12 protein-coding genes and 1 pseudogene are annotated in these 11,030 nt (G+C 38.4%); all 13 read left to right on the top strand.

From position 1 onward, the window contains the following. A pseudogene (locus CJ305_RS17640) lies at positions 1 to 544 on the top strand (copper resistance protein B); the annotation flags it as partial. Positions 545 to 563: 19 nt separating this feature from the next. Then, complete coding sequence (locus CJ305_RS17635; protein ID WP_099647618.1) at positions 564 to 2,246, top strand: multicopper oxidase family protein; 1,683 nt, start codon at positions 564 to 566, stop codon at positions 2,244 to 2,246. Between the two features lie 64 nt (positions 2,247 to 2,310). After that, positions 2,311 to 2,868, top strand: coding sequence for a DUF4175 domain-containing protein (locus CJ305_RS17630; RefSeq protein ID WP_223248924.1), 558 nt, complete (start codon positions 2,311 to 2,313; stop codon positions 2,866 to 2,868). Positions 2,869 to 2,939: 71 nt separating this feature from the next. Then, positions 2,940 to 3,131, top strand: coding sequence for an SHOCT domain-containing protein (locus CJ305_RS19795; protein ID WP_099647616.1), 192 nt, complete (start codon positions 2,940 to 2,942; stop codon positions 3,129 to 3,131). Positions 3,132 to 3,213: 82 nt separating this feature from the next. Further along, positions 3,214 to 4,512 (top strand): APC family permease, encoded by a 1,299-nt coding sequence (locus CJ305_RS17620; RefSeq protein WP_099647615.1) that lies wholly within the window; start codon positions 3,214 to 3,216, stop codon positions 4,510 to 4,512. Positions 4,513 to 4,642: 130 nt separating this feature from the next. Further along, positions 4,643 to 4,717, top strand: coding sequence for an SHOCT domain-containing protein (locus CJ305_RS19845; protein WP_223248925.1), 75 nt, complete (start codon positions 4,643 to 4,645; stop codon positions 4,715 to 4,717). 10 nt (positions 4,718 to 4,727) lie between these two features. Next, entirely contained in the window at positions 4,728 to 5,117 is a 390-nt protein-coding gene (locus CJ305_RS17610; protein WP_099647614.1) for a DUF302 domain-containing protein, read from the top strand. Between the two features lie 176 nt (positions 5,118 to 5,293). Beyond that, positions 5,294 to 5,599, top strand: a complete 306-nt coding sequence (locus CJ305_RS17605; RefSeq protein WP_099647613.1) for a DUF302 domain-containing protein — start codon at positions 5,294 to 5,296, stop codon at positions 5,597 to 5,599. Positions 5,600 to 5,616: 17 nt separating this feature from the next. Continuing rightward, entirely contained in the window at positions 5,617 to 6,207 is a 591-nt protein-coding gene (locus CJ305_RS17600) for a DUF3347 domain-containing protein (protein ID WP_099647612.1), read from the top strand. Then, the gene (locus CJ305_RS17595) at positions 6,208 to 6,660 is read left to right on the top strand and encodes a heme-binding domain-containing protein (protein ID WP_099647611.1); all 453 of its coding nucleotides are present in this window, start codon (positions 6,208 to 6,210) and stop codon (positions 6,658 to 6,660) included. Between the two features lie 81 nt (positions 6,661 to 6,741). Further along, entirely contained in the window at positions 6,742 to 7,278 is a 537-nt protein-coding gene (locus tag CJ305_RS17590; RefSeq protein ID WP_223248923.1) for an ion channel, read from the top strand. After that, the gene (locus CJ305_RS17585; protein WP_099647610.1) at positions 7,271 to 8,506 is read left to right on the top strand and encodes a permease; all 1,236 of its coding nucleotides are present in this window, start codon (positions 7,271 to 7,273) and stop codon (positions 8,504 to 8,506) included. The genes CJ305_RS17590 and CJ305_RS17585 overlap by 8 nt, the downstream gene beginning before the upstream one ends. 2 nt (positions 8,507 to 8,508) lie before the next feature. Then, positions 8,509 to 11,022, top strand: coding sequence for a heavy metal translocating P-type ATPase (locus CJ305_RS17580; RefSeq protein ID WP_099647609.1), 2,514 nt, complete (start codon positions 8,509 to 8,511; stop codon positions 11,020 to 11,022). Positions 11,023 to 11,030 lie beyond the last annotated feature (8 nt).

Genomic DNA, 11,030 nt, shown 5'->3' with positions numbered 1-11,030 from the left:
TGAGACAGACCATTACTATTCTTGGGGATTGGCTCGTGTAGGTTCAAACTTTAATGAACTTTTTTTAACATCGAGCAATATCCGAAACGAATATAGTTTGCGTGCCGAATTTGACTACGATCAAAATGCCGAAATAGAAGTGAATTATAATAGATACCTGAACGATTGGGTACGTGTTTATGGAGGAGTAAATACCGAAACTTCAACACCAGATTCTTACGATACATTTAATACCGTAGGATTGGTTGGTGTAAAATATTTTACGCCTTATAGATTTAATGTAGATGTGAGTATGGACCATCAGCTACGCCCAAGAATACGTTTGGACAGAGAATTATTGATTTTTCCTAGAATTTTTCTCGAAGGCGAATACGAGTACAGAGCAGATTTTGGATGGGTCAATGATTTAGAGAACAACAAATCATTTGAAAGTGAAACACAATGGTTAGTAGGGGTTGCATACATACTTTCACGTAATTTTTCAATCCAAGGCAACTATAACAACCGATACGGTTGGGGTGGCGGCCTATTAGCAAGATTTTAATAAAAACAGGAATAAAGAAATGAAAGACGAAAATAAATATACTAGAAGAAATTTTGTAGGGACAATAGGTCTCGCTACTGGTGGACTTTGTTTATTACCATTAGCGGTTTCCTGTAAATCGGATGCTTCTCAAAAGAGCATAAGTGCAGGAAAAAATATATCAAAAGATTTCAATGCCGACGTGGATATTCAATTAAAGGCGGAGAAATCTAACACCAAAATAGTATCAAGTGGCACGGCGGATACCTATTCTTACAGGGCATCCCTATACAAGGGTGCCAAAAGTACCTTACAAGAATTAGAAGGAAGTTCTCTTGGCCCAATAATACGGGTAAAGAAAGGAAATAAGGTGAGGATACGATTTGAAAATGAAATCCCTGAGAAATCCATAATTCATTGGCACGGGCTGCATGTATCGCACGAGAATGATGGCCATCCAGAATATGTGATAGGTAATGGCGAGACGTATTTTTATGAATTTGAAGTAATGAACAGCGCAGGTATGTATTGGTTTCACCCCCATCCGCATCGCACTACAGGCGAGCAGGTTTACAAAGGGCTGGCAGGTTTGTTTATCGTTGAAGATGATGAGGAAAAAGCCTTGAACTTACCAACTGGAGATTATGATATTCCGGTCGTTATTCAGGACAGGACATTTGATGAAAGTGGTCAATTAGTCTATTTGCCAAATGGAAAAATGGACCGGATGCGTGGTTTTTTAGGAAACCAAATACTCATCAACGGTAAAATCGATAACACGCTATCACTAAACAAAGACGGTAAATATCGCTTACGATTACTCAACGGTTCCAATTCTCGTGCCTACAAATTGGCTTGGGATACCGGTGAACCGTTGACGGTTTTCGGGGTCGATGGCGGACTTTTGCAAAAGCATAAAACGCTACCGTATCTACTATTGGGTCCGGCTCAACGGGTTGATGTTTGGCTAGACCTGACCAATAAAAACGAGAACGAAGAGATAAAGCTGATTCACCTGCCTATTCCATTGGATGCGATGATGGGAGATGGAATGATGGACGATGGTATGATGGGTAATGCTAGTGATAATGCGCTGCCTTATAATAGCCAGTTCGATATTCTCAGCATCAAGGTCGGGGTTTCAAAGAAAAATGAAGCAAGCCTGCCCGAAACCCTATCAAGAATTTCCCCTTTGAAACTTACCGATGCCATAAATAGAAATACGCCAAGAACCTTCAATTTTGGAATGGAGAATATGATGGAGTGGACTATAAACGGCAGAACCTATGAAGGAATGCAAGTGGCCGATGATGAAATCGTGAAACTCAATACCACTGAGATTTGGAGAATCAATAACGGTGGGAACACTACTAGCGCAGCTGGAAATGACGGAGGCGGTATGATGGGAATGCACGGTAACGGTGGTATGATGGGTAATGGAGGTGGTATGGGGAATATGATGCAAATGCCCCATCCTGTACATATTCATCAATTGCAATTTAATATCGTAAACAGAAATATAGACAACATTGACCAGAACTTATGGAATGCAGTAAAAGATGGGTTCATAAATGAAGGGTGGCAAGATAGCGTGTATTTATTGCCGGGAATGTACATGGATTTAGTAATGCGCTTCGAGGATTTTAAAGGGTTGTTCCTCTACCATTGTCATAATCTGGAACACGAGGATATGGGGATGATGCGAAATTTTAAAATTGAATAACATAAATCAATTCTTAAAAAAAATCAGTTTGAAATAACTGTCTAATAATCTAAAAATGAAAATTATGAAAACAACAGTAAAAATTTTAATGGTAATCGGATTAGTGGGAACAATGATAAGTTGCAAATCAACTTTCAACGCCACCGAAACATTACAGGTCCAAGAAAATAGAGATGCCATTTATCAAGAAATCATTTCCAACCCTATTCAATTTACCAAGTTCATCAGTGAGGCGCAAAAAAGCAAAGAAGCCAAAAAGATGTTGATGAAGGCACATATGGAACAAATGGAATCTGGCGATATGAAAATGATGATGGACAAGAATCCCGAAATGAAAGAGAAAATGCAGTCTCATATGCAAAAGATGATGGACAAAAACCCTGAGATGATGGAGAAGATGCAATCCAAAATGCTCGATAAAATGATGTCAGGCGAGAAAGGTCGCAAAATGCTGATGGAGAAAATCCACAATAACGAAATGATGAAAAAGACGATGAAAGAAAGAATGATGCAAATGATGAATGAAAACCCCGAAATGATGGAAGCAATGATGCAGAAAATGATGGAAAAAAACCCTGAAATGATGAAGAAGATGAAAGAGAAAATGGAAAATAAAGGATAATCAGTTTCTAATTTTAAGATTAGTGTAACTGCAAATAAAAACAATTAGTTAACTATTAAAACTATAAAATTATGATGATGTGGTGGTGGATATTGATACCGATTGTACTTGTCTTAGGTGTATTTCTATACAATGGAAGAAATAAACAAAATAATGTGCAAAGGGAAAATCCTATGGATATTCTGGACAACCGGTTCGCCAAGGGCGAAATATCCAAAGAAGATTATGAAGAACAAAAACGAACATTGAACAGTAAAAATTAGAAGAATAAATAAAGCAATTTCAAACACCAATAAAATGGCGACTAGGATGAGTTACTAGCTTTTTGGTTAGAATTTAATTTAAATGAAAGAGTATAAAAAAAATAGCCTGAGTTTAACCGGAGCGGTATCGTTAGGTACAGGGGTAATGATAGGTGCAGGTATTTTTGCCCTGCTGGGCCAGGTGGCAGAACTGTCCGGCCAATGGTTTCCCATTGCGTTTTTGGTGGGTGCCATTATATCAGGCTTTAGCGCTTATTCCTATATCAAATTATCGAATGCCTATCCATCAGCTGGTGGAATTGCCACCTATCTAAAAAAGATTTATGGTAAGGGAGCACTCACGGCTTCCGGAGCATTACTGATGGCTTTTTCTATGGTCATTAACGAAAGTTTGGTTGCACGTACTTTCGGCTCTTATACGTTGCAATTGTTCGATGTAGGCGACAATAGCGTCTGGGTTCCAATTTTAGGAGTCGTGTTGTTGATTACCGCTTTCTTAATCAATATTTCGGGTAACAACATCATTGGTAAGTCATCTCTGGTGATGGCCATTCTAAAAATTGGAGGCATTTCCATTTTTGCGATAGGCGGTTTGTGGGCTGCGGGATTCTCTTTTTCGGAAGTAGTTCCCTCAAGCAGTTTATCCGAATATTCGGTTTCCAGTTATCTAGGAGCTTTGGCTTTATCCATTTTAGCCTATAAAGGTTTTACGACCATAACCAATAGCGGTAGTGAAATTGTAAACCCAAATAAAAATGTAGGGCGAGCCATTATTATTTCATTGGCCATTTGTACCCTTATCTATCTTTTGGTCGCTTTTGCAGTTTCCTCTAATCTGTCGATAGCAGAAATTATACAGGCAAAGGACTATTCGCTAGCGGAAGCTTCGAAACCTGCCTTTGGGAAATACGGTCTTTGGTTTACCGTTGGTATTGCCATTGTAGCCACAATTTCTGGGGTTATTGCAAGCGTTTTTGCAGTTTCAAGAATGACTGCTATGTTGACCGATATGGATTTAATTCCCCATAATCATTTTGGAATGCCAGGGGGCATACAAAAACATATGCTGGTCTATACCGTAGTATCGGCAATCACCTTGACCGTTTTATTTGATTTGACAAGAATCGCGTCATTAGGCGCCATACTTTATCTGGTTATGGATATCGGCATCCACTGGGGTATTTTAAAAAACCTAAGAAAAGAAATAGAGGCAAATGCAGCCATAGTTATTACCGCTATTGTGCTAGACATAATTGTACTAGGTGCATTCTTATGGATCAAGATTTCTAGTGACCTATTAGTAGTGATTGTAGCATTAGTGTTAACGATACTTGTTTTTACTGGAGAAAAATGGTTTTTAAAAAAAATAAACAACACTTAAAAAAATAAAAATGATTATGATGTATTTGGTGGGTAATTGGTTTGCTAGTTCTATTTCTGGGAATATGGATTTTTTCAGGCAATAAAAGTAACGGTAATGGGAAAAAAGGAAGCAAAATCCTTCAGGCATTTTGGACGACCGTTTTGCTAAAGGCGAACTTTCCAAAGAAGAATATGAAGAACAAAAACAAACGTTAAACTCTTAAATTAAAAACTATGAAATACTATTTTAATACAACTCTTAATGAAAATTTCGATGAGGTAATAGACAAAGTAACCGAAAAACTCAAAAAGGAAGGTTTCGGTATCCTTACCGAAATCAATGTAAACGAAACCCTAAAAAAGAAACTCGATGTAGATTTTAAGCGGTATCAGATTTTGGGAGCCTGCAACCCGCCCTTTGCTCATCAAGCCTTAGAGGCCGAAGATAAAATAGGTGCCATGTTGCCTTGTAATGTTATTGTTCAGCAGAAAAATGAAAATACTGTTGAAATAGCAGCAGTAAACCCTCTAGCTTCAATGCAAGCTGTAAAGAATGAAAAACTTACAGAGATAGCCAATGAAATATCAGAAAAATTAAAGCGTGTAATTAATCAATTAAATTGATATGGTTATGGGAACAGAAAAGGATACTATACAAGAAACACCAGATCAAAACTATACAGAGAGTAGAAATACGCCCTATTGCTTTGTAAGAAGATATGGCTCACTCACATTCGATGAAGCACTTGCACAATTAAGGGAAAGTCTAAAAAAAGGCAGACTTTGATATTATCGCCGAAATGGATATTGAAAAATATCTCAATAACCATATCAAAAATCAGTCTAGCCATAAGATTTTATTGGTCTGTAATAAGAAAACAGCAGCTGATTTACTGTCTTACGATGTACAGATGACAACTTTAATTCCCTGTAAAATTAGCATTAAAAAAATTAAAGGAGAGACCTTGGTTGAAGTTTCAATTGAGGATACAGAGAAAACTTGGTCATTTTCAGAAAAATCTGAAATTAAAAAGTTGAGTGCAGAAGTAAAAAAATCCCTAACGGATTTATTGGATTACATCGGACCAAAACAAATGAAATTATAAACCGAAAGCTAAATAAAATGAAAACAGTAAAAAGAACAATGAGTACAATGGCACTGGCTGCCACAATATTTTTAACAGTTTCCTGTAAAAACGGAAACAAAGAAGAAGCTGCTGCGCCGATGAGCAACGAGATGCACCAAGAATCTATGGATGACAAGGACGATATGGTAATGAGTGACAATGAGGATGCAAAAGCAGCAGCAATCCTGAATGATTATTTCAACTTAAAAGATGCGCTTGTAAACGATGACAATGGTAAAGCAAAGGAATTGGGGAATACAATGGCTCAATCCCTAAAAGCATTTGATGCATCCAACTATTCGGACAATGAAAAATCAGAATTAAATGACATAATCGAAGATGCAACAGAACACGCAGAGCACATTTCGGAAAGCGACATCAAACATCAACGCGAGCATTTCAAAGTTTTAAGTAAAGACATTACAGATATGGTAGCTATAACAGGAACAGCAACAAAACTGTACGAGCAATATTGCCCTATGTATGATGGTGGTACTGCTTGGTTAAGCAAAGAAGAAAATGTCTTAAATCCGTATTACGGTAGTTCAATGTTGAGATGTGGTAAAGTACAGAGAGAAATAAACTAAATGAAATTTCTAAAAATCATAGCTTGGGTAGCGCTTATTGCGTTAATCGTTATTCAATTTTTTCCGGTGGATAAAAATGAAAGCTATACAACACTTGAAACTGATTTTATGATGGTTAATAAAGTACCGTTAGATATTGAGAATCAACTCAAGGTGTCCTGCTATGATTGTCACAGTAATAACACTGCTTATCCTTGGTATAGTAAAATTCAGCCCGCAGCTTGGTTTTTAGAAAACCATATTAAAGAAGGAAAAGCAGAACTGAATTTTAATGAGTGGAGCAATTATTCTGATAGGAGAAAGAGAAGTAAGTTACGGTCTATCATTAAACAAGTAGAAAGTGGAGAAATGCCTATGAATAGCTATATAATAATACATCAAAATGCTAAACTAGACACGATGGCAAAATCGAAATTGGTAAAATATATACAACGATTAAAAGATGATTTATAAAGTCCTGATATGGGAAGGGAAATATGATGGTTGGTTAGTAACTCTTCCCTTGTCAGGCACAAATAAAAAGCATTAAAGAAATTGGAAAAGATAGATTCGTTTTACAAACAACTTTTCGGAAAAGCTTGGCTTACTATTTCAGTAGTAATAGCAGCTGGTCTGATAAATATTGTGCTCTTTTCTAGGTTAGATAATAGCTGGTCAGAGTATGTGATTTTAGCTCTGTCAATCGTCAAAATCTATTTCATTGTAAAGCTTTCGTTTAACCAGTTGATGAAGATTATAGCGCAGAGTCATTTAATGAGCCATATTCTCGTACTATTTGCTTTACTGATTGGATTGATACTCTTGTCCTTTGCAACCGACTATGCAGCCCTTCACATTTTTGATGAAACGAATTTCAAGAATAGTTCTGGTCTCGTTAGCTCAACATCAGAAATACTCTTTGAGTATTTGTACCTGAGTACAATTACATTTTCCTCGGTTGGATATGGGGATATCGTTCCGGTATCAATGGTGGCCAAAACCTTGGTGATGCTACAAGTGGCTTTACGGTTTTTTGTCTTGGTTTTCGGTATCGCTAACATCAATAATATTAAAATAGAAAAATATGAATGATTTTTTAAAATCCTGGGCAGAAGCAGCCTTTACCTCAGTAGGATTTTTCTGGACAGCTCTATGGGCTTTTGTAGTTGGTTATATAATCAGCAGTATGATTCAAGTTTTTGTAACTAGGCAAAAAATGCAAGAAGCAATGGGTAAGAATGAAGGCAAGAGCATATTGCTGGGTACCTTCTTCGGTTTTATCAGTAGTTCTTGCAGCTTCTCGGCGCTAGCTGGTACGAAATCAATCTTTAAGAAAGGTGCCAGTTTCGTCTCATCGATTGCATTTCTATTGGCTTCCACCAACTTGGTTATCGAATTGGGCATTCTTATTTCAATCTTTTTGGGCTGGCAATTTGTAGTAGGCGAATACTTAGGTGGTATTCTGTTGATATTGGTCAGTTGGTTACTGATTCGAATCATAAATCCTAAAAAATTAATAGAAAAGGCACGCAAGAATCTCAAAGATGATGGCAACGAAAATGACGAGAGCAAAGGTCAAGATGACGATTGGAAATCAGAGATAAAAAAAGAAGCAAACTGGGCTAAAGTTGCCAGAAAATACAAAATGGAATGGTCAATGGTTTGGAAGGACGTAACTGTTGGATTCACCATTGCAGGGATTACGGCGGCATTCGTCCCAGATGCATTCTTTGAAACCTTATTCATCAATAGCGGCAAGGGTACTAATGATTTTACCTTCTTAGAAATTCTTGAACATATCATAGTGGGGCCTATCGCAGCATTTTTAACATTTATAGGAAGTATGGGCAATATTCCGCTGGCCGCCTTACTTTTCGGCAAGGGTGTAAGTTTTGCTGGCGTAATGGCATTTATTTTCAGTGATTTAGTTGTGTTTCCCGTATTACGTATAAATGCCAAATATTATGGCTGGAAAATGTCACTTTTCATTTTGTTCTTACTCTTTACGGCTCTTATATCGGCTTCATTAATACTTCACTATGGTTTTAATTTTCTTGATTTAATACCAGACCCTTCGCAAGTAAATATTCAAGATAAGGACCATTTCAAAATAAACTACACTTTCTTTTTAAATATAGCCTTCTTGGCCATATCGGGTTACTTAATCTACCTGGGGTTCTTCAAGCGAAAAGATGTAGAGCATTCAATGAGCGAGATGGCACCAAAAAGCCAATTGTTAGAAACCATCTTAAAATATGCAGCATTCATTTGTTATGTATGGCTTGCAGGAGGTTTGATTATTAAATTCATAATTCAATAAAAATGAAACACACCTATCACATACAAGGGATGACCTGCAACGGTTGCCGAAATCACGTTGAGCAAACACTATCTAAAGTGGAAGGTGTGACTAACGCTTCGGTTAATTTAGAAAAAGAAGAGGCTACTATTGAAATGGAATCTCATATTCCTATCGAAACATTTCAGAAAGCATTGAAAAAAGACGGCGGTTCGTACAGTATTCACAAACCAGGCGAGCATCATCATAAAGACGATTCCGCTTCCGCGAAAAAGCAAAAACCCAAAGGCAAAGGAACAGGCACATTCTACTGTCCAATGCATTGTGAAGGCGACAAAACCTACGATAAGCCAGGCGACTGCCCAGTCTGCGGAATGGATTTAGTCGAAGAACAAAATTTGTCGGCTACAACTTCAGAACTCTGGACGTGTCCAATGCACCCAGAAATTATCAAAGATGAAGCTGGAGCTTGCCCTATATGTGGTATGGATTTGGTGCCGATGGAACCTGATTTATCTGCCGAAGAGAAAACATATAATAAGTTGATTAAGAAATTCTGGATAGCAGTAGCCTTTACGCTTCCTATTTTCATAATCGCTATGAGTGAAATGATTCCCAACAATCCACTTTATGATATAATGGAACAGAAATGGTGGAACTGGATTCAATTTGGGCTTTCCATTCCCGTGGTATTTTATGCCACTTGGATGTTCTTTGAACGTGCCTACCGTAGTATTAAAACGTGGAATCTCAATATGTTCACCTTAATCGGTATAGGTGCAGGCGTGGCTTGGCTCTTTAGTGTTTTTGGGATGCTGTTTCCAGACTTTTTTCCCGAACAGTTTAAAACAGAATCAGGTGCGGTTCACGTGTATTTTGAAGCTGCTACCGTAATTCTCACGCTGGTACTGATGGGTCAGGTTTTGGAAGCGCGTGCGCATAGCAAAACCAATTCAGCAGTTAAGGAACTATTGAAACTCGCACCCAATAAAGCCATTAAAGTAGTTGATGGAAAAGAGGAAGAAGTTTCCATAGACCAGATTGAAAAAGGAGATATCCTTAGAGTGAAACCGGGAGATAAAATCCCTGTGGACGGCAAAATTACCGAAGGCGAAACTACCGTAGATGAATCAATGATTTCAGGAGAACCTATTCCAGTAAATAAGACTGTAGAAGATAAAGTAAGTAGCGGTACCATTAACGGGAATCAGTCTTTCTTGATGGAAGCCGAAAAAGTGGGTAGCGACACCTTGCTTTCCCAAATCATACATATGGTCAACGATGCCAGTCGCAGTCGTGCCCCAATCCAGAAATTGGCAGATACCGTTTCAGGCTATTTTGTACCCGTGGTAGTAATCATTGCGGTCATCACCTTTATTGTCTGGGCAATTTGGGGACCAGAGCCAGCTTATGTATTTGCCCTTGTAAATGCCATTGCCGTATTGATTATTGCTTGTCCGTGTGCGTTAGGATTGGCAACACCGATGTCCGTTATGGTAGGTGTTGGTAAAGGCGCCCAAAATGGTGTCCTAATTAAGAATGCCGAAGCCTTAGAGAAAATGGACAAAGTGGACACCCTTATCGTTGATAAAACAGGAACCATTACGGAAGGGAAACCAACGGTTGAGAAAATTGGGTCGTTTGATGAATCTCGCTTTCGCGAATGCGAAATTCTGCATTTTATCGCATCCCTAAACAGTTCCAGCGAGCATCCCCTTGCCGAAGCTACCGTGAAATATGGAAAGGAGCAGAAGGTCGAAATATCAAAAACCGAAAACTTTAGCGCAGTAACCGGAAAAGGCGTAGAAGGAACAGTTGATGGCAAGAAGCTCGATTTGGGAAATGCCAAAATGATGGAGTATGCCAATGCCACACTATCGCCTGAAATGGAAACCGAAGCACAATCCTTTCAGAAACAGGGAAAAACGGTTTCCTACTTATCCATTGATGGCGAAGTTTCAGGCTATGTGGTTATTGGCGATAAAATAAAAGAAACGAGTGCCAAGGCAATTAAAGAATTACAGGATAAAGGTATCGAAGTAATAATGCTTACCGGAGATAATCGCGATACCGCCCAGGCAGTTGCCAGCGAACTCAATCTCGCCGACTTCAAAGCGGGTATGCTACCCGAAAACAAACTGGACGAGGTTAAAAAACTACAAGAACAAGGTCACATAGTTGCAATGGCAGGCGATGGTATAAACGATGCACCAGCTCTGGCTAAAAGTGATGTGGGTATCGCAATGGGCACAGGAACCGATGTCGCTATAGAAAGCGCGATGATAACCTTGGTAAAAGGCGATTTGCACGGTATCGTAAAAGCAAGAAACCTTAGCCACAAAGTTATGCGGAACATCAAACAGAATCTGTTTTTTGCTATGATATACAACACGCTGGGTGTACCAATTGCGGCAGGAGTATTATTCCCATTTTTCGGAATTCTGTTATCGCCTATGATTGCGGCTTTGGCAATGAGTTTTAGTTCGGTTTCTGTAATAGCAAACGCACTTAGACTCAGAACAAAATCAATTAACTAAACCATCCT

Origin of the sequence: Leeuwenhoekiella nanhaiensis, from assembly GCF_002744755.1 — a bacterium.
Lineage (GTDB): Bacteria > Bacteroidota > Bacteroidia > Flavobacteriales > Flavobacteriaceae > Leeuwenhoekiella > Leeuwenhoekiella nanhaiensis.
This window is presented reverse-complemented; position numbering and strand designations above follow the sequence as displayed.

Excerpts from the sequence above, each read along its gene's own strand:
- CJ305_RS19795 (WP_099647616.1), top strand. The coding sequence starts at position 2,940 with ATGATGATGTGGTGGTGGATATTGATACCGATTGTACTTGTCTTAGGT.
- CJ305_RS17600 (WP_099647612.1), top strand. The coding sequence starts at position 5,617 with ATGAAAACAGTAAAAAGAACAATGAGTACAATGGCACTGGCTGCCACA.
- CJ305_RS17635 (WP_099647618.1), top strand. The coding sequence starts at position 564 with ATGAAAGACGAAAATAAATATACTAGAAGAAATTTTGTAGGGACAATA.
- CJ305_RS17630 (WP_223248924.1), top strand. The coding sequence starts at position 2,311 with ATGAAAACAACAGTAAAAATTTTAATGGTAATCGGATTAGTGGGAACA.
- CJ305_RS17585 (WP_099647610.1), top strand. The coding sequence starts at position 7,271 with ATGAATGATTTTTTAAAATCCTGGGCAGAAGCAGCCTTTACCTCAGTA.
- CJ305_RS17620 (WP_099647615.1), top strand. The coding sequence starts at position 3,214 with ATGAAAGAGTATAAAAAAAATAGCCTGAGTTTAACCGGAGCGGTATCG.
- CJ305_RS17605 (WP_099647613.1), top strand. The coding sequence starts at position 5,294 with ATGGATATTGAAAAATATCTCAATAACCATATCAAAAATCAGTCTAGC.
- CJ305_RS17610 (WP_099647614.1), top strand. The coding sequence starts at position 4,728 with ATGAAATACTATTTTAATACAACTCTTAATGAAAATTTCGATGAGGTA.
- CJ305_RS17580 (WP_099647609.1), top strand. The coding sequence starts at position 8,509 with ATGAAACACACCTATCACATACAAGGGATGACCTGCAACGGTTGCCGA.
- CJ305_RS17595 (WP_099647611.1), top strand. The coding sequence starts at position 6,208 with ATGAAATTTCTAAAAATCATAGCTTGGGTAGCGCTTATTGCGTTAATC.